This is a genomic window from Bradyrhizobium sp. GW821-FHT13H05 (genome assembly GCF_058804065.1).
The window spans coordinates 84591-106408 of record NZ_JBXAPO010000008.1; the positions used below are offsets into that span (position 1 = coordinate 84591).

Below are 21818 nucleotides of genomic sequence, written 5' to 3' on the forward strand. Positions count from 1 at the left end.
CACTGGGAAAGAGACGAAGAGCACCCTATGAAAAAACTGACTTTTGGCGCGCTGATGATCCTCACCGTCACTGCCACTGCATCCGCCGCGATGGCGCAGGATGTTGCGGCCGGCAAATCGTCATTCAACAAATGCCTGGCCTGCCACGCGATCGGCGAAGGCGCCAAGAACAAGGTCGGCCCCGAACTCAACGGCCTCGACGGCCGCAAGTCAGGCACCGCGCCGGACTACAATTATTCGGACGCGAACAAGAATTCCGGCATCACCTGGAACGAGGCGCTCTTCAAGGAATACATCAAGGACCCCAAGGCCAAGATCCCCGGCACCAAGATGGCGTTCGCCGGCATCAAGAACGAGACCGAGATCAACAATCTCTGGTCCTTCGTCTCGCAGTTCGACAAGGACGGGAAAATCAAGCAGTAAGCGCGTGAATGGCGGCCGCCAATTAATCGGCGGCCGCCTGCGCCGGGACGATCTTCCCGATCATCGTCTCGATCTCCGTCTTCACCAGATCCGGCACGGCGTTCTGCACCATGTGGCCGAGATCGGGCAGCACGATCAGCTTGGCATTCGGCACGGTCGCGGCGAACGGGCGGGCGTGGATGTCGGTCTTCACCGTCTTGTCGGGCTGGCCGGCGATGATCGTGACCGGCGCTCTGATCTCGCCATAGCGCCCGACTTGCGCGGCGACAGCATCTTTCAGCGTCACCAGATCATAGGCATTGGCGATGAACTCGCGCGGGCGCAGCAAGAGCGGCGTCGCGGAATCCTGCACGAAACCGTCCGGCATGGTCTGCGGCAGGAACACGTTGCGCGCGCCGGCCTCGGCAACGAAATAGCCGAGCGGCAGCGTGACGGTGTAGGCGAGCAGCGTGCCAATCACGGGCGTTGCGATGATCTCGTTGTAGCGGCCGACGCCGCCACGCCAGGGATGGGTGACGGGCGCCAGCATCACGAGGCCGGCGACGCGGCCGGGATGATCGAGCGCCAGCCGCGCGCCGAGCGCGCCGCTCCAGGAATGCACAACGAAGATTGCGCGATCGATCCCGAGCCTACGCAGCGCCTCGTCGATCATCCGCGCTTGAATCTGCGGCGTGGAATCCTCTCTCCGCGCGCGCGTGCTCCAGCCATGACCGGGACGGTCGATCAGGATGACGCGATGGTTTGCGGCAAGGAGGTCGCCGAGCGGCCGACGCATCGCTTCGAGATTGGAGCTCGCACCATGCAGCATCACGATCGGCAGGCCAGCGTCGCGCGGGCCGATGTCGACGACGTGAAGGCTCGCACCATCGACCTCGATCATCCGGCCTTGAGGCGGAAAAGCGCGTTGCACGGTGACGATTCCGGCCTGCGTGACCAGCGCCAGCAGAACCAGCGCCGTCACGACTGAGATCACGATCATGGAGAGAGTCCGGGAAATCCAGGGCACATCGCAGCTACGGGTTTGGCAGGTGACAGTTTCGCTCCGCCGGCTCCCGCATTTCCACCGGAAAGGCCGGGCTGTGGATATGTGCATAATTGCGGAACCAAAATATTCAATAAAATCAATACCCCATGCAATGACACGCAAGCCCCGGACCAGCTTCATGCAGCCGTCATCGCGGCTTCCTTATAATCGCCACGGTCGGTTCCGCCATTTAGACCCCGGGTGGGCGCCGATCCTCCCGGCAACCTCAGGGGATGCGGGAAAGGCCGGCAGGATTTGTCCTGGTTTGAACCGGAGAATTTCGATGAGCTTCAGATCGAACGACACTACGATCGATGAGATCGTGGCGCGCTGCAACGGCGACCTGCGCGGTGCCGTGCGGGCGCTGCTCCTGATCAACGAGCATCTCGAAGCGGAGCTTGCCAAGGCTTACGCCGCGGCCGCCGATCAGGGCCTCGCCGAACGCGGCGGCAGCGTCCTGCACTAACGTTCAGGCAACGACCTAGTCCGTGTCCTCGGCCTTTTCCTCGTCGGGCGTGACGGCGGGACAGGCGCGGATGGTCGAGCGGGCGAGCTTGGCGTCGGCCCTGGACTTGTAGGGACCATCGCCGAACCAGATGTCGCCGTTGATGACCGGATTGCTGGTCACGATGTTGCATTTTCCGGTGGCGCGGTTGCCGACCACCCAGAACAATCCGTCGGCCAGACTGGCCGTCCCCGACGCGAGCAGCAGTGCCCCTGCAAAGATCAAACGCTTCATGGCTTTTGCTCCTGCCATGCAGGTAGGCCTGCCGCGGCACCGACAATAGTCCTCAAGAGGACGCGCTTCCGATCGTGGTTAATCCGAGGGCGCCGTGTTCACTCAAGACATGATCGACTTGTCGGCTAAATATCCCGGCCTTCGACCTTCTCGGTCAGCGCCTTGACCTGATCGGGGATCTTTTCGAGGTGCGGATTGACGGCGAGCGCCTTGCGATAGGCCTCGAGCGCGCGCTTCTCGTCACCGACTTCCTGCATGATCATGCCGAGGCCCGCGAGCGCGCCGAAATGCCGGGGCTCCCGGATCAGGACCTCGCGAATGTCGGCGAGCGAACGGGCGTAATCGTTCTGCATGTAGTAGAGCGTGGCGCGCCGGTTCCAGGCCTCGATGTAGTCGGGCCTGAGCTTGATGACCGAATCCAGCAGCTTGATCGCGACCTCGATCTTCTTGGCGTCGACCGCGGTCTTGGCCCGCGTCATCAGCAAGGACGCGGTGTCGCTCGGGGTCTGGATCCAGATCGCCCAGATCCGCGCCTCGACATGCTTGGCGCTGGCTTCGTCAGGCGCCGCCTTCAGCGCGCCGAACAGGAAATCGAGATTCTTGCTGCGGTCGACCTTGGGCAGCTTGGCCGGCGGCTCCGGCAGCTTCTTCTCCCCCTTGCCGGGAGGGGCCGGCAATTCTTTCTGCGCCAGGGCTGGCGTCAGGCCGGCTGCGCCCAGAACCAGGGCAAGACCAAGAACCATGGAGAGGGTGCGCGCGAAAAGGAATCTCACTGCCATGGCGAAAGTGTAAACGCGCAAAGCCGCCCTTGCAAAGCAAAGGCGGCGTCAAACTCGTGTGAGCAGTGGTCTTGCGGGGCGCGCGAGGCGACCGGCAGGGCGTAGATCAGCCCTGGCGAGCCTTGAAGCGGCGCTGCACCTTGTTGATCACATAGACCCGGCCCTTGCGGCGGACCAGGCGGTTGGCGCGATGGCGACCGCGCAGCGATTTCAGCGAGTTACGGACCTTCATGGCGGAATCCTGAACGTTCGAAAGGCCGTGTTCGGCACTACCGTTTCGGCACGCGCGAATGTGGCAAAATGAGATCTTTCCCGCTGGCGGACGACCGCCCGGGACGGGGCGGTTCTTAAGGCATGGCGGGAGGTCATGTCAATGTTAACTGCCCGGTTCCGAACCGGCAATTTCGTGAAAACAACCCCATGCACAGTAGAACCGGCCGGATCGGCCCGATCTGCCTCGCCTGAGGCCACGCGCAGCAAAGACTTTTGCGGGCGCCGGTTTTGCCGCGAGGGATGCCTTGCCAAATTCGTTATATCATATAATCAATTTGGCAACCGGTCGGGAGGAAACCAATGCCGAAGCTGAAGCTGCCTGATATCGACAAAGTCGTCGCCATCGACATCCACACCCATGCCGAGGAGCCCTGCGGCACCCATCCCGACGACGGCTATGACGATTTCCAGGCGCAGATGGCCGATTATTTCAAGTCGCCGCACAAGCATCCGCCGACCGTGCCGGAGACCGCGGCCTACTACCGCTCCAAGAACATCGCCGCGGTGATCTTCCCGGTCGACGCCGAGCGCGAGACCGGCTTCCGCCGCTACAAGAACGAAGAGATGCTGGAGATCGCTTCCGACCATCTCGACGTCCTCATCCCCTTCGTCTCGATCGACCCGCACAAGGGCAAGCTCGGCGTGCGCGAGGCGCGCAAGCTGATCGAGGAGTACGGCGTCCGCGGCTTCAAATTCCATCCGACCATGCAGGGTTTTTACGCCAACGACCGCATGGCCTATCCGCTCTATGAAGAGATCAACAATGGCGGCGCGATCGCGCTGTTCCACACCGGCCAGACCGGCGTCGGCTCGGGCATGCCCGGCGGCATGGGGATGCGGCTGAAATATTCCAACCCGATGTACATGGACGACGTCGCGGCCGACTTCCCCGACCTGAAGATCATCCTCGCGCATCCCTCCTTCCCCTGGCAGGAAGAAGCGCTGTCGGTCGCGACCCACAAGCCGAACGTCTATATCGACCTCTCCGGCTGGTCGCCAAAGTATTTCCCGCCGATCCTGGTGCGCTACATCAACTCGATCCTGCAGGACAAGATGCTGTTCGGCTCGGACTGGCCGGTGATCACGCCGGACCGCTGGCTGTCCGACTTCGCCAAGATCGAGATCCGCGACGAGATCCGGCCGAAGGTGCTGAAGGCCAACGCGCGCAAGCTGCTGGGGATCTGAAGCGCACCGAGGGCTTCGATCGAACGACCGAAGCCCTCACGCTCAAAGCCTCAGACCTGCGCCAGGCCGCCGTCGACGAATACCTCGCTGCCGGTCATGAAGCTGCTGTCCGAGGACGCCAGGAACGCGGCGACCGCGCCCGTCTCCGACGGGGCTGCCACGCGCCCGAGCGGCGTCGTGCTTCCAAGCGCGTCGAACGCTTCCTCACCCACGATCTCCAGCGCAAGCTCCGTCTTGATCGGCCCCGGCGACAGCACATTGACGCGGATGCCGGTGCCGCGCAGATCCTGCGCCCAGCTGCGTGCCAGATTCCGGACCGCGGCCTTGGTCGCGCTGTAGATGCTGAACTGCGGTGTCCCCATCACCCCCGTGCTCGAACCGGTCAGGATGATCGACGAGCCCTTCGTCATCAGCGGCAGGGCCTTTTGTACGGTAAACACCAGGCCCTTCACGTTGACGTCGAAGATATGATCGTAATGCTCGACCGTGATCTCGCCGAGTGGTGCGAACAATCCGGTCCCGGCGTTGGCGAACAGGATGTCGAGCCCGCCGCGTTCGGCTTTAACGGTCGCATACAGCCGGTCGAGGTCCGACAGATCCGTCACCGAGCCCCTGATCGCGCGCGCCGAGGGACCCAGCTTCGCAACGGAGGCGTCGAGCGGCTCCTGCCGACGCCCGAAGAGGTAGACGAACGCACCTTCGTCGATGAACCGTTTCGCCGCTCCAAATCCGATGCCGGTTCCGCCGCCCGTCACCACTGCCGTCTTGCCTTGTAGTCTGCTCATGATGTGCTCCTTCATTGAGGTTGCACTGAGCTGGCGGCCTACCCACCTATCGACAAGTATGCACCTTTTGGTAAGTGCCCAAAAATGTCAGACCCCATCTTTACTTCCGCGCAGACCTCACCGTCCGTCCAGAGTTGCACGCCGACTTTGCCCGGCTTCACGTGCGGCCTCGACGCGACCCTGCGGGTTATCGCCGGCAAGTGGAAACCGTTGATCCTGTACTTCCTCGCCCAGGGCGGCCCGACCCGTTACGGCGAACTCCGGCGAGCGGTACGCGACGTCAGCGACAAGATGCTCATCCAGCAGCTCAAGGAGCTCGAGGCCGACGGTCTCGTGAAGCGGACCGACTACAAGGAGGTGCCACCGCGGGTGGATTACAGCCTCACACCCTTGGGCCGCAGTCTGGCTGAGGCCCTCGTCCCGCTCTGCTACTGGGGCGAGACCCACGTCGCAGAAGTCAGCCGGGTCTTCGCGCAGAGAGACACCTCGAACACCGGGGCACGGTAACCTGACCGCTCCGTTTCGCTTGGCGGAGTTATAGTCTCTCGCCCGCCACGCTGCAGGAGGACCAGCCGATGCCCCTCAAAGCCGTCGTCTTCGATGCCTACGGGACACTCTACGACATCCAGTCGGTCGCTGACATCACCGAGGATGCGTTTCCGGGCTATGGCGAGATCATCACGCAGGTCTGGCGGATCAAGCAGCTCGAATATACCTGGTTGCGCTCGCTGATGCGGCGCTACCAGGATTTTGCCGCGGTCACCCGCGACTCGCTCGCCTATACGCTGCGGGTGCTCGGCCTTGCCTATGACAGCGAGGTGTTCGAGCGCGTGATCGAGAAGTATCTGCATCTCGATCTCTATCCGGATGCGGCAGCGGCGCTTGCAGCCCTGAGGCCGCGTCAACTCGCCATCCTCTCCAATGGCAGCCCGGACATGCTGAACGCGCTGGTGCGCAACTCCGGGCTCGACCGCCTGCTCGACGCCACCATCAGCGTCGATGTGAACAGGATCTTCAAGCCGTCGCCGGAGGCCTACTCGCTGATCGGCGAGGTGCTCGGCACCAGGCCGGATGAGGTGCTGTTCGTCTCGTCCAATCCCTGGGACGTGGCAGGCGCAAAGGCGTTTGGATTGAACGTCGCCTGGATCGAGCGGGTGACGCCCGAGGCCATGGCGCTGGCTTGCGTCGAGAACGAACTCGTGGCACCGCTGACGATGTTCAAGGCGATCCGCACCCAGATGGACGAGCTTGGCTTTGCGCCGGACCACCGTGTCCGCTCGCTTTCCGAGCTGCCCGGGATCATCTAGGGATCGCCGCCCGATAGTTTTGCATGAGCTGCCTGGAATGAGCCTTCAATCCGTTCGCGCCTTCTTCGCCGAGAAAGCCCCCGACATCTCCGTCATCGAGTCCCCGATCAGCTCCGCGACCGTGGCGCTGGCCGCCGAAGCCTATGGTGTCGAGCCCGGGATGATCGCCAAGACGCTGTCTTTGCGTGTCGGCGAGCGCGTGATCCTGATCGTCGCGGCCGGCACCTCGCGCATGGACAACAAGAAGGTCAAGGCTGCGTTCGGCGGCAAGCCCAAGATGCTGGGACTGGAAGAGGTCGCCGAGATCACCGGTCACGAGGTCGGCGGCGTCTGCCCGTTCGGACTGAAGTCGCCGCTGCCGGTCTATTGCGACGTGTCGCTGAAGGCGTTCGACGTGGTGGTGCCGGCCGCCGGCTCAACCCACAGCGCGGTGCGCATCACGCCAGAGCGGATGGCCGAGCTCACCGCGGCTGAATGGGTCGACGTCTGCGAGCACAAACCGTAGAAGGCACTAATCGTCATCATCGTAGGGCCGGGGCTGCGCGGGCGGCGGCGCGGTATTGTAACGCGGTGGCGGCACGGCGCGACCTCGCGGCACCGTCTGCTGCGGTGGCATCTGGTTATTGGATTGGAATACAGCGCGACATCCGCTGGAGAGCTGCGGCGTATTCTGCTGCAAGCAGGCCGTGATGCGGCCGACGTCCGGAATCTGGTCGCTGCACAGGCGCCACACATCGGGTGTGCAGGCCATCTGCTGTTCCATTGTGCCGCGATATTCCTCGGCGAATACCGCGCCCTGCGCAACGATGCCGCCGATCGCGAGCACGACACCCAGCGCAATCCGCTCTGTTCGCATGTCCCGATCCTTCTCGATTCCCTCGAATTCTCATCAATCAATGAGGCGAGAGCCGGTTCTGGACCAACAAAAAAACGTGAAAACGCGGCCGGAACCTACTCCACCTTGCCGATCTTTTTCACCGCCGCGATCAGCCGCGTGCTGTCGGCCGCGACGAATTCCGAGAAAGCCGGCGCATCCTGATAGGCGACGAGACTGCCCGAGGTCTCAAAGGCTTTGAGCACGTCCGGGCTCGTCATCACCTGCGCCATCGCCTCGCGCAGGCGGCTGGCGACCGGAGCCGGCAGTGAACTCTGTGCGAACAGGCCGGCCCAGATGTACATCTCGACATCCTTGTAACCGAGCTCCTGGAAGGTCGGCACGTCGGGGAAGCTCGCGATCCGCTTGGCACCGCAATTGCCGAGCACGCGCAGCTTGCCGTCGTCGACCTGCGGCTTCAACGTCCCCGGCGCGGCGGCGATCGCCTGCACGGTGCCGCTGAGCAACGCGGTGAGCGCCGGACCGGCGCCGCGAAACGGCACATGCAGCAGCTTGATGTCGGCGCTGCTCGCAAACATCTCCATCGCCACATGCAGCGTGCCGTAAGGCCCTGATGAGCCATAGGTGATCTGGCCCGGCCGCTTCCTGGCATCCTCGACGAAATCCTGTGCCGTCTTCCACGGTGCCGAAACCGGCACCGCGAGCAACGTGGGATCGGCCAGCACCCGCGCGATCGGCATGAACTGCGAGACTTCATAGGCAACGGGACGGTCGAACAGCCGGTCGGCCTCGGGGAGCACCGCGAGCGAGGACAGCGTCATCAGCAGCGTGTAGCCATCGGGCTCGGCGCGCGCCGCCGCGGCATTGCCGACCGATCCGCCACCGCCTCCGGCGCGGTTGTCGACGATGACGGGCTTGCCGAGGATCCGCTCCAGCGCCATCGCCACCGGGCGCGCGGCAAGATCAGCCTGTCCGCCGGCCGGAAACGGCACGATCATGGTGATGTTCCGCACCGGATAGGTTTGGGCGAAGGCCTCGTCCGGCAGGGCAGCCCGCAACAGCGGCAATGCCGCAGCCGCGCGCAAGAGATCGCGTCGATCCATCATGGTCCCCTCGCCCCCGATTTTCTTTGTTTCGCCGGCAGCCTAACGTACCGAACGGCAAGAGCAAGGCGTTAACGAAGCATTGACCATGTCCGCCCCCGTCAGGAACGCATCCCTGGACCCGCTGTTGCCCTCTTGAGGGAGTGAGTGATGCGGAATCTTGCGACCATCGACGTCGCGCTGGACGAGATGCTGGTGAATCTCGCAGCGATCGTCCTGCGGCTTTCGAAGCCCGAATTGACGCGAACGCCGGAAGCGCGGCGCGCCCTGGCGCAATCGGTCCATCAATACGCGGTATGCGCGGCGCGCTCGAACGACCCGCGTGTGCAGGATTTGAAGACGCAGCTGGAATCGACGTTGAAGCCGAACTTGCGAATTGTCGCGATCAACGGTGTGAAGGTGTCGTAGTCACGCTCCGTCATTGCGAGCGCAGCGAAGCAATCCAGAATCCCTCCGCGGAGACCCTCTGGATTGCTTCGCTGCGCTCGCAATGACGGGGGTCGTTGAGGCCGTTCGCTACGACCCCTTCACCTTCCCGCGCGGCCGCCGCTTGCAGGTGCCCGGCAGCTTCGCCGCGAGAAAATCGCCGAGTACTTCGACGCGCGCGGGCCGCGGGCCGCCGGGCGGAGTCACGAGGTGCACGGCACCTTCGGCCTGTTTCCAGTCTTTCAGGATTACTTCCACTTCGCCGGACGAAATGGCGTCACCGACGATGAACTCGGGAAGCTCGGCGATGCCGAGGCCCGCGATCAGCGCCGGCATTACCGCTTCACCGTTGTTGACGCGAAGCTGACCGCCCGGACGCACGCTGGCCTGCTCGCCGGCGGAATTGGTGTAGTGCCAGACATTCGGCGTTGAGAGATAGGCGTAAGCGAAGCATTTGTGCTCGGCGAGATGCATCGGATGGGTCGGCCGGCCGTGTTTCTTGAGATAGGACGGCGCGGCCACCGTGAAGCGCGGCATGGTGAAGAGCCGCCGCGCGATCAGCGAAGAATCCGGCAACCGCGCGATCCGCACCGCCATGTCAAAGCCCTCGCCGATCAGATCGATGGTCGCATCGCTTAAGTGCAGATCGACCGAGACTTCCGGATAGGTTTCGAAGAACTCCGGCAGCAGCGGCGCGACCGCCTTGATGCCGAACGTCATGGGCACGGCAAGCCGCACCAGGCCGCGCGGCGCCACCGATTGCGCCAGCGCCTCGTTCTCCGCCGCCTCACCATCGACCAGCAGGCGCGTGGCGCGCTCGGCGAGCTTGTGGCCGGCGTCGGTCAGCGCCAGCCGACGCGAGGTGCGGTTGAACAGGCGCGCGCCGAGCCGCTCCTCCAGCCGCGTGACCGCCTTGGAGACCGTCGCCTTGGACATCGCAAGCTCGCTGGCGGCCCCCGCAAACGACCGTAATTCCACGACTTTTGCGAAAATCGCGAGCGCCTCGAAATCCGGGAGTTTTGCCATGTGCGCCGGTCCAATTGGGATGATTTTGTAAACAATAGGTTTCAACAGTTTCTATTTCTATACCACAGGCGGAGGCTTATCCAAGGGTCATCAGAAATTCAGGACTGGAGAAATCCAATGACCAAGAAGCTCTCAGGCAAGGTTGCCCTCGTCACCGGCGGCTCGCGCGGCATCGGCGCGGCGTCGGCCCGCGCGCTCGCCGATGAAGGCGCTGACGTCGCCATCAGCTACGTCGCCTCCCCTGAAAAGGCAGAGGCTGTCGTCACCGAATTGACGGCCAGGGGCGTCAAGGCCCGCGCCTTCAAGGCCGATCAGGCCTCGGCCAAAGACGTCACCAAGCTCGTGAATGACGTGGCGAAGGAATTCGGCCATCTCGACATTCTCGTCAACAATGCCGGCGTTGCCGCCGGCGGTGCGACCGATGATGCCAAGGCCGACACCGATGCGCTGGAACGGCAGGACCAGGTCAACGTGCATGGCGTGATCGCGGCGATCCGCGCTGCCTCGCAGTTGATGGGTGACGGCGGCCGCATCGTCACGGTGGGCTCGATGCTCGCAGACCGCGCCACGTTCCCCGGCCTTGCCGACTACGTCGCCACCAAGGCGGCCGTCGTCGGCTACACCAAGGGCGCGGCGCGCGACCTCGGCCCGCGCGGCATCACCGTCAACGTCGTGCAACCCGGCTCGATCAACACCGACATGAATCCGGACGACGACCGCGACTTCGCGGAAGCCCAGCGCAAGCAGCACGCGCTCCAGCGCTTTGGCCGCCCCGAGGAGGTCGCTGCCGGAATCGTCTTCCTCGCAAGCCCGGAAGCCTCCTTCGTCACCGGCACCGTGCTCAATGTCGACGGCGGGTTCGGCGCCTGAGACGTCAAGATCAAACAAGGATTACGCAAATGATCGAACTCAGACCTTTCGACACGCTCGGCGGCGCCGATCACGGCTGGCTCAAGGCCAAGCATCATTTCTCCTTCGCTGGCCATTATGACCCGAGCAACATGGGCCACGGCGCCCTGCGGGTGTGGAATGACGACGAGATCGCGCCGAACAGCGGCTTTCCCGCCCACCCCCACGCCAACATGGAAATCATCACCTATGTGCGTGAGGGCGCGATCACCCACCAGGACAGCCTCGGCAACGAGGGGCGTACCGAGGCGGGCGACGTGCAGGTGATGAGCGCCGGCAGCGGCATCCGTCACTCCGAGTACAATCTGGAGCCGAGCAAGACCCGGATCTTCCAGATCTGGATCGAGCCGACCACACGCGGCGGCCAGCCGACCTGGGGCTCCAAACCGTTCCCGAAAGCGGACCGCTCGGGCAAGCTCGTCACCATCGCGAGTGGCCTCGAAGGCGATACGGACGCGCTGCCGATCCGCGCCGATGCACGGGTGCTCGCCACCACGCTGAAGGCCGGCGAGAGCGCGGAGTACGAGCCGCTGAAGTCGCGGCACCTTTACCTCGTGCCTGCGGCTGGCTCTGTCGAGATCAACGGCGTGCGCGTCAATGCCCGCGACGGCGTCGCGATCCGCGACGAGGAGAAACTGAAGATCACGGCGCTCGAAGACTCCGAGCTCGTGCTCGTCGACGCGGCGTAACGATCCAATCACCTCACGTAATCCCAACGGAGACCACCATGACCAAAGTTCTCGTCCTGTACTATTCCGCCTATGGCCACATCGAAGCGATGGCGAACGCTGTCGCCGAAGGCGCGCGCGAAGCCGGCGCCACCGTCGACATCAAGCGCGTGCCCGAGCTGGTGCCGGCCGAAGTCGCGAAAGCCTCGTATTACAAGGTCGACCAGGCCGCCCCGATCGCTGAGATCGCGGACCTCGCCAATTACGACGCGATCATCGTCGGCACTGGCACCCGCTTCGGCCGCATGGCCTCGCAGATGGCGAACTTCCTCGACCAGGCCGGCGGGCTCTGGGCCAAGGGCGCGCTGCACGGCAAGGTCGGTGGCGCCTTCACGGCGACCGCGACCCAGCATGGCGGCCAGGAGACGACGCTGTTCTCGATCATCACCAACCTGCTGCATTTCGGCATGACGGTGGTCGGCCTGAACTATGGCTTCGCCGGCCAGATGAAGCTGGATGAAGTCACTGGCGGTTCGCCCTACGGCGCCACCACGATCACCGGCGGCGACGGCAGCCGTCAGCCCAGCGCCAACGAGCTCGCCGGCGCGCGTTATCAGGGACGGCAGATCGCGGAGACCGCCAAAAAGCTGCACGGCTGAGCCGCGGTTAAGCTTTACGCACGAACGGCTGCATGGCTGATGCGACGCGGGCGGCATTCTCTTTCGGGAATGCCGCCTTATCTGCGTGGACAGGATATTTCACCAAAAGCGATACGAATGGCTTTCGAACTCTTGTTGATCGCGCAGATGATCCGCAAGCCCGCCCAGGCATTGGCGCGGCGCTGGTATTGCCGCAGCCTGTTCCGGGCCTCGCGCGGCCGGTTTCACTGCGCCGGCTGCACGAAGGCGTGATGCGCTAGTCAGCCGCTAGGCCTGCGTGATGTCCGCGTGGGGCTTGATCGGCGCAGTCACGACAGGCGCCGGCGCCGTCGACAACCACCAGCCCTCACCAGCAAACCAGCAGGTTTCGTCGGGAGCGCCCTCCCGCCGCAACGACTGCACGCTCTCCCATCCCCTTGCGAACGCCTCGGCCAGTCGCCGGGCGGCATCCGCATCCTGCAATCCCGCGCAGCCGATGAATTGCGCACGCCCCAGGAATTTTGCCGGCCAGACCGCACCCTCGTCCGGGCGCGTGATCATCAGCATGCCGCCGAGCATGCCTTCGGGCGCGAGCGGAAACACCAGCCGCCCGCCGGGCCGCAAGGCATCGAGCCATTCGGTGGCCGGCTGGGCCGCACCCGCGCAGACATAGATCACGTCGGCTTTGGGCAGATCGGACGCGACGCCCGAACGGTCGCGCACATCCGCATAGGCGATGTCCTTCAGATTCTCGCGCGCCAGCCCCGCCAGACGTTCGTCGATCTCATAGGCATGGACGCGGCCGCCGGGACCGACGAGATGCGCCAGAATCGCGGTGTAATAGCCGCTGCCCGCGCCGATCTGGATCACGGTCTCGCCTTCCTTCACAGCGCAGCCGCTGAGCCAATAGGCGTGCGCACCGGGCATCCCGATATTGAGGCCCCGCGCGCTGTCGAGCGCGAGCAGCGTGTTCTGATAGAGGAAAGCGGGATCATCATCGGGCGTCACGACATAGGGATGGCCGCCGAGGGAAATCGACCACGGCCCGGGCCCGACGAAAGGCTCACGCCTGACGGTCCGAAAGGCTTCCTCGATACGGGGGTCCGCGGCCCTCGCCGCGGCGCAGATCAACTGCGCATAGAATGCGCGATATTTTGCCGAACGATCTTCCATGTCGCCTCCAGGGAACGCAGGCGACGATAACACAACGCTCGCGATAACCGGAAACTCGGCGCAATCATGACGGCGCGGTGACATGTCGATCGCGCGGGCTGCGCCTCAACGGCGTTCGGTCTTCTTCCTGATGAGGTCTTTGCCGATCGGCCGCGCCGGCTCGCTCCGCAGCACCAGCGAGGTCGTGACGGCACCGAAGCCGGCAATGCGATCCACGATCGTCTCCAGATCTTCCGGCGCCGGGACGAGCACCTTGAGCACGAAGCAGTCATCGCCCGTCACGCGATGGACTTCAATGATGTGGGGAATCTCGCTGAACCGTTTGAGGCAGGTCTTGATGTGCTCATGCGAGGTGCGCAGGCGGACCAGCGCCATCAGGCCGAGCCCGAGGGCGCGCGGGTTGATGCGGGCACCGTAACCTTCGATGATCCCGGCTTCCTCGAGCCGTTTGACGCGCTCGGAGACGGCCGGCTGGGACAGCCCGACGGAACGGCCGAGCTCGGACAGCGGCACGCGCGCGTTGGCCTGCAATGCCTCCAGGATCTTCAAGTCCTTGGCGTCGATGCTCCCGAAGCGATCCAACAAAATTCTCCATTCCGCCTTGAGATCATCGGCAAACGGTCGATTCCGCCGATGACTTGCCATGTGAGGCAGGACCGCGATCGGTCACACTGCGACGTGACCTCAGATATCACGGGACGACCATGCACGACATCATCACATTGCCCGGCCTCGGCGGCTCCGGAGAGACCCATTGGCAGACGCTATGGGAGCGCACCGAAACGCGCGTCTCGCGATTTCAGCCGGCGAGCTGGGACCAGCCTGATCTCGCCGACTGGGAGCAATCGCTGGAGCGGGCAATCGCGCGCTGCGCGACGCCGCCTGTGCTGGTCGCCCACAGCCTCGCCTGCCTGCTAGTGGCGCACTGGGCCGCCCGCTTCCCCTCCGCGATTGCCGGCGCATGTCTGGTCGCGGTCCCCGATCCTGAAGGCGTCAATTTTCCTGTCGAGGCCGCAACGTTCAAGCCGGTCCCGGACCGCGCGCTACGCTTTCCCTCGCTGGTCATCGCAAGCACCAATGATCCCTATGGCGATCTCGAAGTGACGCGGCAGCGGGCGCGCGATTGGCAGTCAGGCCTGATCGTGGCGGGCGCACTCGGCCACATCAACGCGTCGAGCGGGCTCGGCGACTGGCCGCAGGGCCGCGCGTTACTGGAGGCATTTGGTGCGGGCCTTCGGCGATGACGGCGAGACAGGCGGCTTCTGTCAGCGCGCGCCCTTGCCCATCGCCCGCGCCGCAAAAGCGGCGAGCCCGGGGTGGCGGCGCAGGCCCTGCGCAGCATGATCGCGCCATGCGTAGGGCATTCCGCGCCAGGACAGCGCGACGCTGACATCGGTCAGCGGCACCCGCTCGGCGCCGAGCCGGCGCTTGTAGTCCTGATTGCCGATGCTGAGATCGAAGCGGCGTACGCCCTGCGCATGCAGCGCCTCCATGGTGCGTTCGGTCACGAGCAGCCCGGGAGAGAAGTTCGCCCAGGTCTTGCCGGTATGACTGATGCGCAGCAGGAAATAGGTCGCGCCGTATCGGACGCCGAACGTGGTCGCAACGATGCCCTTGTCACAAACCAGTGCCGAGATGACGGCATAACCTTCGGCAACGCCTTGCCGCGCCACCTCGCGATAGAATCCGGCGTGAACGTCGTCGTTGAGAACGAACGGCGAGCCAAGCTGCCTCATCCGTTCCTCCTGCTGCACGTCCATCACATCGAGCAGCTCGCGTGCGCGCGCCACATCGGTGGCGATCTCGAATCGAGCGTCGCCAAGACGGCTGAACACGCGCCAGCACCGCGGCAGCTGGAGACGTCTGATCGAGGCCCGATAGTCGGCATAGTCGTCGCCGATGAGTACGAGGTTGCCGTTGACCGAGCAGGATCCGATACGGCCAAGCGACACCAGCGGGTTGGGCTTGCCGCCGACATGAGCCGGCATCTTCTTCAGGCGCAACAGATCGAAGCCGTCAGGCAGGGCCCGCAGGGCATCGACCAGCGCGTCACCGATTGCATGCGTATCGGCCGCATCGAGTGTCGCATCGCATGCCAGGATCGGTGCGTTGTTGTCGGAGATCCCGAGATCGGCGAACTCGACGACACGGATGCCGCGCCTGACATGGCTCATCATCGGCACCACCGCGATGTCCCTGCCGGTCGCGGCATCGGAGATCACGGCGATCAGCGGGGCATGATCGGCAAACGCCTCATACCAGGCACCGAGCCAGTAACCATGCTGGAAGGCGGTGCGATGGCCGGCATTCAGGCGCAATGCGGCCTGCCGCCAGTCGCGCAGGAAATCGACCGCGATTCCTGACGCGCTAGACACAAGATCATCTGGTTGCTCGACGCTGAGGAACGTCATCCGCGGGGCATGCAGTTACTGAATGTTTCCAGATAGATTATGTTTTGCCGCGGACCACAAGTTACGTCGCTGCTTATCGTTAAGCCGATACCACTGTCCTGTCCTGCGACAGATCAGCAAGCTGCGACAAGCTGTCAGGGTCCGGGTTCCATCTGCTCGACGCACTGGAACCTGGCGAGGAAATGCAGACCGGCCACGGCGAGGGCGAACATGAACCAGACCGGGTTCTGCCGTTCGAGCAGGAAGGTTTCAGTCGTGCCGAAATACAGGCCGAACAGCCAGATGGTCAGGAACAGCTTGCCCAGCGCGTCGCTGCGATTGTGGGTCTGGACCGCCTGGAAATTGCGGAGCGGCGCAAGCACGACGATGAGGATGACCAGCAGCAGGCCCGGCAGGCCGATGGTGATGGCGAGGTCGAGATAGCTGTTGTGGCTATGCGCCGCGGTCACCGCCCATTCGGAGCCCTTGGCGGTCTGGCGCTCGGTCACATCGTCCCAGAACGCCGCATAGCCGTGGCCGATGATGGGCTTTTCGGCGACGGCCGCGAGCGCAAATTCCCAGATATCGGAACGGCCGGTGAAGGTGGGGTCGACCGGCAGCAGCCGCGTCATGGATCCCAGCGCTGGGCTCAGGACGCTGCCGACCGTCAGCAGATTCATCACGATCAGCGGCACGAAGCAGATGAGCCGCTTCAGCCACAGGCTTCGCGTGACGTAGACGAGCGAGGCCAGCGCATAGATCGCAAGGCACAGCACCGACGAGGTCTTGCCGCCGGTGAAGATCAGGAAGATGCCGGTGAGCGCGGCGATCGCCGGCCCCATCACGAACGAGCCGACGGCGGACAGATAGATGCCGACATAGACCAGGATGGTCATCACGGGCGAAGCGACGTTCTTGTGGCCAAAACTGCCGCGCCAGTCGCCGGCGAGCTGCGGCTCGGTGATGTCGAGCGCGGTGTGGATCGAATATTGCGGCGCGAGGAAGACGCCAAGATAACACAGCACCAGCAACACGAGCGCGGCGCCGCCGAGGCACAAATTGAAGCTGCGCTGCGTCGGCGGCAGCAATGGCAGCAGGACGGCGAGCGACGTCACGCTGGCGGCGAGAACGAAGCGCTGGATCGAAACGCCGCGGCTCTCGGAGAAGGCGATGTTGATCAGCAGCCAGCCGACGAGGCCAAGATGCAGCGGCGTCACCAGGCTCTTCAGCGAGGGCGCATCCGTGGAAGCGACGAACAGCACCGCGATCGCCGCCAGCAGGCCCCAGGAGACATAGGTGAGCGCCATTCGTCCGCCGACGACAGTGGCGACATCGGGATTGCGCAGGTCCGGAAACGGATCGAGCGTCACCAGCACGAGGAGCAGGGCGGCCACCGCGACGAGGCAGCGCGCCGCCTGCACGGCATTCAGCCCGGCAAGCCCATCGCGCAGGACGTGGCCGAGCGATCGGGCCTCGACGTCGGTCATGTCAGCGGAGCTGCGATCCATGGCTCAAGTGCGGTCTGGTGAATCTGCGGGAAGCAAGCCTCAGGTCTTAGCCCATCCCCGTTAACCATCCGTCAACCAGCATGCCTGACGTCGCCGACACCTTCTGCTGCCGTGCCACGCTTCGCGCGATCTCGTAATATTGCAGCGCCCGCTGTTCCAGCGTGAGATTGTCCAGCACGAAGCCGCGCGGATCGAACGCCTTGGCGATGCAGCCGGCCCAGAAATCGTCCCAGCCCGCCTCGAACCCCGCGGGGTCGGCGAACTTGGTGCCGCATCGGTGATCCCAAAACGGCACCGACGACACCGGCGCGAACTGCACGCGGTGTGGATAATAATCGGGGTCCCGCCACGGGCCGCCGGGATCCCAGGCGAACACCGGCACGCCGCAAGACAAAGCCTGCTGATAGGCGATGCCCTGGCTCTCGTTCTGGCACAGGAAGATCATCGCACGCGATTGCGCCAGCGCGGCCTGATAGTCTTCTTCCTTGTAGCTGCCGTAACGCAGCTCCGTGAACGAGCGCCCTTCCTGGCGCAGCCTGGCGCGGACCGGCTCGATCAAGTCAGGCGCATAGCGCTCGCGGTCCCAGTGGACCTTGTCGTAGATCAGGACGTCCACGGTCTTTTGCGAGGCGCGCGACGGCGCCCAGAGGTCGGTGTCGATGCCGACCGGCCAGGCCTCGGTCTCGGGCCAATGCGGCCGGTACATGTCGGCGTACCACGGGCCGGGCACCACGACCTTCTTCACCGGCAGACGCTTGAACAGATCAGGGTCGTCGAGCGGATGATTGTGGGCGGCGACCCCGAGCAGGATCGGGTTCTTCCACGCAAATTTGTCGAGCAGGAAGGTGCGGCCGATGATGCAGGCAACTTCCTCGGGATGCTGCGCGATGTAGCCGTAATCGTTGACGCGGTAGCGGATGCCGAGCCGGTCGAGCCCTGCACAGAGATTGAGGAACACACGCAGCTGGCCGCTCATGCGCGGCTCGCCGAACAGCATGCGGCGCGCCATGCGCCGCAGATGGCGGTCGCCGGGGAACCAGCGATCGTCCTTGTCCTCGTAGAACAGGTTGAGGACCATGTCGTCGGGATCGTAGTCGAATGTCTTTGCGGGCACTGGATCCATCCGCGGCAGCCTGGTCGCGCATTCTCGCATGGGACCGGCTGTCGCACTGCTGCAAGTTAGCGACAGGCTTAATGCCATGGGCTTAACGCTAATTGACGAAACCGGCTTCGCGCAGGCCTTCCCGGAAACGATTTGGCCGTAATGCGGGTATCATCCGCGACAGCCGAGATTGCGAATGCTGGTATTTGCCAGCCCGGCAGATGCGCCCTGGTTAACAGAGCATTAAGGACGAGCCGCAGCTTGAGCACCGTCGACGACCTTCTCGATCTCCCGACCGCGCCGCCCATCGCGCCGGGCGTGCACGACCCATTCCCGGTCAGCTCGATTGCGTCGGTGTCCGTCGTCATTCCCGCCAAGAACGTTGCCGCCTATGTCGGCGAAACCATTGCGAGCGCGCTCGCGCAGGACGAGGTCACCGAGGTGATCGTCGTGGACGACGGCTCGACCGACGACACAATCGCGATCGTTCGCGCCGTCGCCGACCCGCGGCTGCGCCTGATGACGAACGAATCCGCCGGCGTATCGTCCGCGCGCAATCTCGGCGCGCGGCATGCGAACGGCGACTGGCTCGTGTTCCTTGACGCCGATGACCGCCTGCGTCCCGGCGCGGTGGCGGCCCTGCTGGCAGCAGCGCGCCGTGCGCCTCGCGCCGTTCTCGTCTACGGCGACTACAACACGATCGACAGCGAGGGTCGGCAGATCGGCCGGCGCGAGCTCTTGAAAGGACGCCGCAAGCCGTCCGGCGACGTGCTGGTGCGGCTTGCCAGCGGCAACTTCATCGTCAATGGCGGCATCGCGCTCACGCGTGTGGAGGCCTTCCGCGCCGTCGGCGGCTTCGATGTCTCGCTCAGATATTGCGAGGACTGGCACTGCTGGTGCCGCCTTGCCGCGATCGGCGAGTTCGCGTTCGCGCCAAGGCTGCTGCTCGACTATCGCCTGCACACGGCCAACACCATGAACGCGGCACAGCGGACACCGCAGGATTTCTTCCCGGCGGTGGCGCGGATCTTCGACGACGGGCTGATCCTGGCGAGACTGCCCGAGGGCACTGCGGCGGGATTGCGCCAGGCCGCCGAGATTCATCTCGTCACTTATTCGGCGATGCAGGCGGTTCGCTTCGGCCGATATCGCCAGGCCTTCGGCTATCTCGGGATGGTCGGCCGACGCTCGCTCAAAGCGCTGCCGCGCGCCGCGGTCAGAGTCGCCCTCGCCCGCTTGGGCATCTAGTCCCCGTCAGCAAACTCAGGATACGATTTTCGAGGCTTCATAAGGCTTCGGTGCGAAGCCGAATGCTGCCAGCATGGAGCCCAACGCGACCATCACGGGATGCATCGCGACGACGGCCTTCGATGTCACGAGCAGGCGGGCCGCGCGCAGCAGCGACAGCGGCAGCCGCCCGAGCATCTGCGCAAACACCCGCACGCGCGCCAATACGCCCTGCGCGGCCTTGTACTGCACACGATAGTTGATCGCGCCGATGCGCAGACCGCGCTTTGCGATCCAGCCGAGACTGGTGCGGTTCTGCGGCACCGTCTCGGTAATGACGGCCTCGGCCGTCCAGTGGAAGATCATGCCGGCATCGCGGCAGCGCACGAAGAAGTCGCAATCGCCGCCGCCGAGGAAATTGAAGCGCAGGTCGAAGGCCGGGCTGCCGAGCCGGTCGAACGCCGTACGCGTGATCAGGCAGTTGCCGCAGCCGTAGATCAGCGGCACCGCGCCGGTGTAGTCGTAGGCGGGACAGAAGGCGGGGTGACGCGCAAGCCAGGGCTTGCTGTCGTCGTCGAACACCGGCAGCACCGGCCCACCGACCAATTCGGCGCCGGTCGCCTCCGCGGTGCGAACCATCAGTTCGAGCCAGTCGGGCGAGGCGATCTCGTCGTCATCGATCATCAGGAAGCGGGTCGCGGCGGGAAACAGCGCCTGCGCCGTCTCGAACGCGGCGTTGATCGCCTGGCAATTGCCCTGCCGTTTCTCGACGAGGCAAACGCCCTGGAGCCTGCCGTCGGCCAGATACTCCGCGGCGACCGGCGCGCTCTCGCGCCCTGCCGCGTCGTTCTCGACCATGACCACGGCGAAGGAGCGCGGGGTGCGCTGGCTCGCGAGCGAGTCCAGCGTCAGCCGCAGATGCTGCGGACGGCGGAAGCAGGGAATGCAGACGACGATACCGACCGACAGATCGATGACGCGCGAGCTCGTCACAATCTCGCGATCGGGATCGCGTACGGCATCCGAGATCCGGCTCGCGGACAGGTCTGTCGGGATCAATGTCATGGCGTCCTAAATGCCCGAGATATGTTGAAAAAGCCCTGCGTCGGGTCGCGCTGTCCCGCGACGGCACAGCGCAACGGGACAGACGCGTACCAAAGTGAACGGCCGGGTCGCGGCGCAAAGCGGCATCTCCTCGCGGCTCTCTCGGCAATGCCCGCTCTCTGTCATACGCTTAACCGCTTTCGCGTGTTTCCCCTGCAAATCCATACGCGCATGGTACTGCAATTCGCAGTCCATCGTCGGCCGACGGCGCGATGCGGACAATGCCGTAGTTAATGCCGGTGCGTATTAACCCGACCGTAAGCACCGCGACCGGTGAAGCGCCGCGGCATCAGATTTGCTCTTCGGATAGGCGAGATTTTTCCTGTAAATTTGAGTCGAACAAGCGCGGTCAGAAAATATGAACAAGCCAGCCACGATCGATTTCAAGACAGCCACGGCGATCAACGCCCCTGCAGCCACTGCACACACCCAGGCGCTGCTCGATCTCGTCCCCGGCGAAGCCCGTGACAGCCTTCTTGCCGTTCATGATCTGCTACGCCGCGAACTGCCGCAGGGCCGGCTCGCCATCTATGAAGCCGGCGGCGGCTCGTGCAGCTTTCTGCCGACGGAGTTGCTGAGCCGCAGCCACGTCACCGTCGTTGATATCGACGAGGATCAGGTCAAGAACAACAATTACGCGGACGAGGCCATCCTCGGCGACGTGCAGACCTACCGCTTCGCCGCCGAAAGCTTCGATCTCGTCATCTGCTATAATGTGATCGAGCATCTTCCCGACGTTGAGTCTGCCCTGTTGAATTTCCGCGACGCGCTCAAGCGCGGCGGGATGATCCTGATCGGCGCGCCCAATCCGCGCTCGCTGTCCGGCGTCGTCACCAAATACTCGCCGCACTGGTTCCACGTCTGGTTCTACCGGCACATCCGCGGCATCAAGAATGCCGGCCTGCCCGGCGAGCCGCCGTTCCCGACCTTCTTCCATCCGCTGGTGACGCTGCCCAAGCTCGAAGCATTCGCATCCGCCAACGGCCTTGAGATGATCTATCGCCGCGAGGTCGAGAGCCCGCGCTATCCCGAGATGCGCCGGGGCAAGCCGCTGTTCGCGGCCCTGGTCGATGCCGGCGCCGCCGTGCTGAACGCCGTGCTGCCGCGCGGGACCGACGTCCGCCGCGGCGACTATCACGTCATCCTGCGGAAAAGCTGAAGACCATGCACGCGAAGCTCATCGAGCGACAAGCG

28 protein-coding genes are annotated in these 21818 nt (G+C 64.3%); 14 read left to right on the forward strand and 14 right to left on the reverse strand.

The genetic code is table 11. The features are described 5' to 3' along the window. The first annotated feature begins 27 nt into the window (after positions 1 to 27). Positions 28 to 423, forward strand: coding sequence for a cytochrome c-550 CycA (cycA, locus tag AC1RR3_RS23750; RefSeq protein WP_492825523.1), 396 nt, complete (start codon positions 28 to 30; stop codon positions 421 to 423). A 22-nt stretch (positions 424 to 445) separates the two neighbouring features. On the opposite strand, the gene AC1RR3_RS23755 is transcribed toward cycA, so the two are convergent. Next, positions 446 to 1402: an alpha/beta fold hydrolase gene (locus tag AC1RR3_RS23755; protein WP_492825524.1), complete on the reverse strand. Its 957-nt coding sequence runs from the start codon at positions 1400 to 1402 to the stop codon at positions 446 to 448. Between the two features lie 328 nt (positions 1403 to 1730). On the opposite strand from AC1RR3_RS23755, the gene AC1RR3_RS23760 reads away from it, so the two are divergent. Further along, complete coding sequence (locus AC1RR3_RS23760; protein ID WP_492825525.1) at positions 1731 to 1913, forward strand: hypothetical protein; 183 nt, start codon at positions 1731 to 1733, stop codon at positions 1911 to 1913. 15 nt (positions 1914 to 1928) lie between these two features. Here AC1RR3_RS23760 and AC1RR3_RS23765 read toward each other — a convergent pair whose 3' ends face one another. The 3 genes from AC1RR3_RS23765 to ykgO form a co-directional block, all read right to left on the reverse strand. Further along, positions 1929 to 2186 (reverse strand): hypothetical protein, encoded by a 258-nt coding sequence (locus tag AC1RR3_RS23765; protein WP_492825526.1) that lies wholly within the window; start codon positions 2184 to 2186, stop codon positions 1929 to 1931. A gap of 125 nt (positions 2187 to 2311) precedes the next feature. Beyond that, positions 2312 to 2965: a tetratricopeptide repeat protein gene (locus tag AC1RR3_RS23770; protein ID WP_492825527.1), complete on the reverse strand. Its 654-nt coding sequence runs from the start codon at positions 2963 to 2965 to the stop codon at positions 2312 to 2314. Between the two features lie 106 nt (positions 2966 to 3071). Further along, positions 3072 to 3197: a type B 50S ribosomal protein L36 gene (ykgO, locus tag AC1RR3_RS23775; protein ID WP_006611362.1), complete on the reverse strand. Its 126-nt coding sequence runs from the start codon at positions 3195 to 3197 to the stop codon at positions 3072 to 3074. Positions 3198 to 3538: 341 nt separating this feature from the next. Here ykgO and AC1RR3_RS23780 point away from each other — a divergent pair, with 341 nt between their 5' ends. Beyond that, on the forward strand, positions 3539 to 4423 hold the full coding sequence (locus AC1RR3_RS23780) for an amidohydrolase family protein (protein WP_212280642.1): 885 nt from the start codon (positions 3539 to 3541) through the stop codon (positions 4421 to 4423). 50 nt (positions 4424 to 4473) lie between these two features. Here the strand turns inward: AC1RR3_RS23780 and AC1RR3_RS23785 are convergent, their stop codons facing one another. Then, a complete protein-coding gene (locus AC1RR3_RS23785) occupies positions 4474 to 5208 on the reverse strand; it encodes an SDR family NAD(P)-dependent oxidoreductase (RefSeq protein ID WP_492825528.1) in 735 nt (244 codons plus the stop codon). 84 nt (positions 5209 to 5292) lie between these two features. Between AC1RR3_RS23785 and AC1RR3_RS23790 the strand changes: the two genes are divergently transcribed. From AC1RR3_RS23790 to AC1RR3_RS23800, 3 genes are all read left to right on the forward strand, one after another. Further along, a complete protein-coding gene (locus tag AC1RR3_RS23790; RefSeq protein WP_492825529.1) occupies positions 5293 to 5715 on the forward strand; it encodes a winged helix-turn-helix transcriptional regulator in 423 nt (140 codons plus the stop codon). Positions 5716 to 5783: 68 nt separating this feature from the next. Next, positions 5784 to 6515, forward strand: coding sequence for a haloacid dehalogenase type II (locus AC1RR3_RS23795; RefSeq protein ID WP_492825530.1), 732 nt, complete (start codon positions 5784 to 5786; stop codon positions 6513 to 6515). A gap of 37 nt (positions 6516 to 6552) precedes the next feature. Continuing rightward, positions 6553 to 7020: a YbaK/EbsC family protein gene (locus tag AC1RR3_RS23800; protein WP_492825531.1), complete on the forward strand. Its 468-nt coding sequence runs from the start codon at positions 6553 to 6555 to the stop codon at positions 7018 to 7020. Positions 7021 to 7026: 6 nt separating this feature from the next. Here the strand turns inward: AC1RR3_RS23800 and AC1RR3_RS23805 are convergent, their stop codons facing one another. Continuing rightward, positions 7027 to 7371 carry a hypothetical protein gene (locus AC1RR3_RS23805; protein WP_492825532.1) on the reverse strand — a complete coding sequence of 115 codons (345 nt, stop codon included), beginning with the start codon at positions 7369 to 7371 and terminating at the stop codon, positions 7027 to 7029. Between the two features lie 95 nt (positions 7372 to 7466). Continuing rightward, positions 7467 to 8453, reverse strand: a complete 987-nt coding sequence (locus AC1RR3_RS23810) for a tripartite tricarboxylate transporter substrate binding protein (protein WP_492825719.1) — start codon at positions 8451 to 8453, stop codon at positions 7467 to 7469. 150 nt (positions 8454 to 8603) lie between these two features. Between AC1RR3_RS23810 and AC1RR3_RS23815 the strand changes: the two genes are divergently transcribed. After that, positions 8604 to 8861 (forward strand): hypothetical protein, encoded by a 258-nt coding sequence (locus tag AC1RR3_RS23815; RefSeq protein ID WP_492825533.1) that lies wholly within the window; start codon positions 8604 to 8606, stop codon positions 8859 to 8861. Positions 8862 to 8969: 108 nt separating this feature from the next. On the opposite strand, the gene AC1RR3_RS23820 is transcribed toward AC1RR3_RS23815, so the two are convergent. Next, positions 8970 to 9905: a LysR family transcriptional regulator gene (locus AC1RR3_RS23820; protein ID WP_492825534.1), complete on the reverse strand. Its 936-nt coding sequence runs from the start codon at positions 9903 to 9905 to the stop codon at positions 8970 to 8972. A 117-nt stretch (positions 9906 to 10022) separates the two neighbouring features. On the opposite strand from AC1RR3_RS23820, the gene AC1RR3_RS23825 reads away from it, so the two are divergent. The 4 genes from AC1RR3_RS23825 to AC1RR3_RS23840 are packed head-to-tail and all read left to right on the forward strand — an operon-like array spanning position 10023 to position 12401. Beyond that, positions 10023 to 10775, forward strand: a complete 753-nt coding sequence (locus AC1RR3_RS23825) for an SDR family NAD(P)-dependent oxidoreductase (RefSeq protein ID WP_492825535.1) — start codon at positions 10023 to 10025, stop codon at positions 10773 to 10775. 29 nt (positions 10776 to 10804) lie between these two features. Continuing rightward, positions 10805 to 11503: a pirin family protein gene (locus AC1RR3_RS23830; RefSeq protein WP_492825536.1), complete on the forward strand. Its 699-nt coding sequence runs from the start codon at positions 10805 to 10807 to the stop codon at positions 11501 to 11503. A 38-nt stretch (positions 11504 to 11541) separates the two neighbouring features. After that, complete coding sequence (wrbA, locus tag AC1RR3_RS23835) at positions 11542 to 12141, forward strand: NAD(P)H:quinone oxidoreductase (protein WP_492825537.1); 600 nt, start codon at positions 11542 to 11544, stop codon at positions 12139 to 12141. A 32-nt stretch (positions 12142 to 12173) separates the two neighbouring features. Further along, a complete protein-coding gene (locus AC1RR3_RS23840; protein ID WP_492825538.1) occupies positions 12174 to 12401 on the forward strand; it encodes a hypothetical protein in 228 nt (75 codons plus the stop codon). Between the two features lie 7 nt (positions 12402 to 12408). On the opposite strand, the gene AC1RR3_RS23845 is transcribed toward AC1RR3_RS23840, so the two are convergent. Together AC1RR3_RS23845 and AC1RR3_RS23850 are read right to left on the reverse strand one after the other, a co-directional pair. Further along, positions 12409 to 13293, reverse strand: coding sequence for a protein-L-isoaspartate O-methyltransferase family protein (locus AC1RR3_RS23845; RefSeq protein ID WP_492825539.1), 885 nt, complete (start codon positions 13291 to 13293; stop codon positions 12409 to 12411). Positions 13294 to 13398: 105 nt separating this feature from the next. Beyond that, positions 13399 to 13875 (reverse strand): Lrp/AsnC family transcriptional regulator, encoded by a 477-nt coding sequence (locus AC1RR3_RS23850; RefSeq protein ID WP_492825540.1) that lies wholly within the window; start codon positions 13873 to 13875, stop codon positions 13399 to 13401. A 122-nt stretch (positions 13876 to 13997) separates the two neighbouring features. On the opposite strand from AC1RR3_RS23850, the gene AC1RR3_RS23855 reads away from it, so the two are divergent. Next, positions 13998 to 14537, forward strand: coding sequence for an RBBP9/YdeN family alpha/beta hydrolase (locus tag AC1RR3_RS23855; protein WP_492825541.1), 540 nt, complete (start codon positions 13998 to 14000; stop codon positions 14535 to 14537). Between the two features lie 21 nt (positions 14538 to 14558). Here the strand turns inward: AC1RR3_RS23855 and AC1RR3_RS23860 are convergent, their stop codons facing one another. The 3 genes from AC1RR3_RS23860 to AC1RR3_RS23870 form a co-directional block, all read right to left on the reverse strand. Beyond that, on the reverse strand, positions 14559 to 15704 hold the full coding sequence (locus AC1RR3_RS23860) for a GNAT family N-acetyltransferase (RefSeq protein WP_492825542.1): 1146 nt from the start codon (positions 15702 to 15704) through the stop codon (positions 14559 to 14561). Between the two features lie 134 nt (positions 15705 to 15838). Next, complete coding sequence (locus AC1RR3_RS23865; RefSeq protein ID WP_492825543.1) at positions 15839 to 17191, reverse strand: O-antigen ligase family protein; 1353 nt, start codon at positions 17189 to 17191, stop codon at positions 15839 to 15841. Between the two features lie 46 nt (positions 17192 to 17237). Further along, positions 17238 to 18305 (reverse strand): glycosyltransferase, encoded by a 1068-nt coding sequence (locus tag AC1RR3_RS23870; RefSeq protein ID WP_492825544.1) that lies wholly within the window; start codon positions 18303 to 18305, stop codon positions 17238 to 17240. 249 nt (positions 18306 to 18554) lie between these two features. Here AC1RR3_RS23870 and AC1RR3_RS23875 point away from each other — a divergent pair, with 249 nt between their 5' ends. Further along, on the forward strand, positions 18555 to 19541 hold the full coding sequence (locus AC1RR3_RS23875; RefSeq protein ID WP_492825545.1) for a glycosyltransferase: 987 nt from the start codon (positions 18555 to 18557) through the stop codon (positions 19539 to 19541). Positions 19542 to 19556: 15 nt separating this feature from the next. On the opposite strand, the gene AC1RR3_RS23880 is transcribed toward AC1RR3_RS23875, so the two are convergent. Continuing rightward, on the reverse strand, positions 19557 to 20585 hold the full coding sequence (locus AC1RR3_RS23880) for a glycosyltransferase family 2 protein (protein ID WP_492825546.1): 1029 nt from the start codon (positions 20583 to 20585) through the stop codon (positions 19557 to 19559). Between the two features lie 397 nt (positions 20586 to 20982). On the opposite strand from AC1RR3_RS23880, the gene AC1RR3_RS23885 reads away from it, so the two are divergent. Beyond that, a complete protein-coding gene (locus AC1RR3_RS23885; RefSeq protein ID WP_492825547.1) occupies positions 20983 to 21783 on the forward strand; it encodes a class I SAM-dependent methyltransferase in 801 nt (266 codons plus the stop codon). Positions 21784 to 21818: the final 35 nt, after the last annotated feature.

What these genes read in the sequence shown, in the direction of transcription:
- AC1RR3_RS23860 (WP_492825542.1), bottom strand. Translation starts at nt 15,704, where the DNA reads ATGACGTTCCTCAGCGTCGAGCAACCAGATGATCTTGTGTCTAGCGCG.
- wrbA (WP_492825537.1), top strand. Translation starts at nt 11,542, where the DNA reads ATGACCAAAGTTCTCGTCCTGTACTATTCCGCCTATGGCCACATCGAA.
- AC1RR3_RS23765 (WP_492825526.1), bottom strand. Translation starts at nt 2,186, where the DNA reads ATGAAGCGTTTGATCTTTGCAGGGGCACTGCTGCTCGCGTCGGGGACG.
- AC1RR3_RS23805 (WP_492825532.1), bottom strand. Translation starts at nt 7,371, where the DNA reads ATGCGAACAGAGCGGATTGCGCTGGGTGTCGTGCTCGCGATCGGCGGC.
- AC1RR3_RS23800 (WP_492825531.1), top strand. Translation starts at nt 6,553, where the DNA reads ATGAGCCTTCAATCCGTTCGCGCCTTCTTCGCCGAGAAAGCCCCCGAC.
- AC1RR3_RS23830 (WP_492825536.1), top strand. Translation starts at nt 10,805, where the DNA reads ATGATCGAACTCAGACCTTTCGACACGCTCGGCGGCGCCGATCACGGC.
- ykgO (WP_006611362.1), bottom strand. Translation starts at nt 3,197, where the DNA reads ATGAAGGTCCGTAACTCGCTGAAATCGCTGCGCGGTCGCCATCGCGCC.
- AC1RR3_RS23770 (WP_492825527.1), bottom strand. Translation starts at nt 2,965, where the DNA reads ATGGCAGTGAGATTCCTTTTCGCGCGCACCCTCTCCATGGTTCTTGGT.
- AC1RR3_RS23760 (WP_492825525.1), top strand. Translation starts at nt 1,731, where the DNA reads ATGAGCTTCAGATCGAACGACACTACGATCGATGAGATCGTGGCGCGC.
- AC1RR3_RS23855 (WP_492825541.1), top strand. Translation starts at nt 13,998, where the DNA reads ATGCACGACATCATCACATTGCCCGGCCTCGGCGGCTCCGGAGAGACC.
- AC1RR3_RS23820 (WP_492825534.1), bottom strand. Translation starts at nt 9,905, where the DNA reads ATGGCAAAACTCCCGGATTTCGAGGCGCTCGCGATTTTCGCAAAAGTC.
- AC1RR3_RS23840 (WP_492825538.1), top strand. Translation starts at nt 12,174, where the DNA reads ATGGCTGATGCGACGCGGGCGGCATTCTCTTTCGGGAATGCCGCCTTA.
- AC1RR3_RS23755 (WP_492825524.1), bottom strand. Translation starts at nt 1,402, where the DNA reads ATGATCGTGATCTCAGTCGTGACGGCGCTGGTTCTGCTGGCGCTGGTC.
- cycA (WP_492825523.1), top strand. Translation starts at nt 28, where the DNA reads ATGAAAAAACTGACTTTTGGCGCGCTGATGATCCTCACCGTCACTGCC.
- AC1RR3_RS23815 (WP_492825533.1), top strand. Translation starts at nt 8,604, where the DNA reads ATGCGGAATCTTGCGACCATCGACGTCGCGCTGGACGAGATGCTGGTG.
- AC1RR3_RS23865 (WP_492825543.1), bottom strand. Translation starts at nt 17,191, where the DNA reads ATGGATCGCAGCTCCGCTGACATGACCGACGTCGAGGCCCGATCGCTC.
- AC1RR3_RS23885 (WP_492825547.1), top strand. Translation starts at nt 20,983, where the DNA reads ATGAACAAGCCAGCCACGATCGATTTCAAGACAGCCACGGCGATCAAC.
- AC1RR3_RS23780 (WP_212280642.1), top strand. Translation starts at nt 3,539, where the DNA reads ATGCCGAAGCTGAAGCTGCCTGATATCGACAAAGTCGTCGCCATCGAC.
- AC1RR3_RS23810 (WP_492825719.1), bottom strand. Translation starts at nt 8,453, where the DNA reads ATGGATCGACGCGATCTCTTGCGCGCGGCTGCGGCATTGCCGCTGTTG.
- AC1RR3_RS23785 (WP_492825528.1), bottom strand. Translation starts at nt 5,208, where the DNA reads ATGAGCAGACTACAAGGCAAGACGGCAGTGGTGACGGGCGGCGGAACC.
- AC1RR3_RS23845 (WP_492825539.1), bottom strand. Translation starts at nt 13,293, where the DNA reads ATGGAAGATCGTTCGGCAAAATATCGCGCATTCTATGCGCAGTTGATC.
- AC1RR3_RS23880 (WP_492825546.1), bottom strand. Translation starts at nt 20,585, where the DNA reads ATGACATTGATCCCGACAGACCTGTCCGCGAGCCGGATCTCGGATGCC.
- AC1RR3_RS23790 (WP_492825529.1), top strand. Translation starts at nt 5,293, where the DNA reads ATGTCAGACCCCATCTTTACTTCCGCGCAGACCTCACCGTCCGTCCAG.
- AC1RR3_RS23795 (WP_492825530.1), top strand. Translation starts at nt 5,784, where the DNA reads ATGCCCCTCAAAGCCGTCGTCTTCGATGCCTACGGGACACTCTACGAC.
- AC1RR3_RS23825 (WP_492825535.1), top strand. Translation starts at nt 10,023, where the DNA reads ATGACCAAGAAGCTCTCAGGCAAGGTTGCCCTCGTCACCGGCGGCTCG.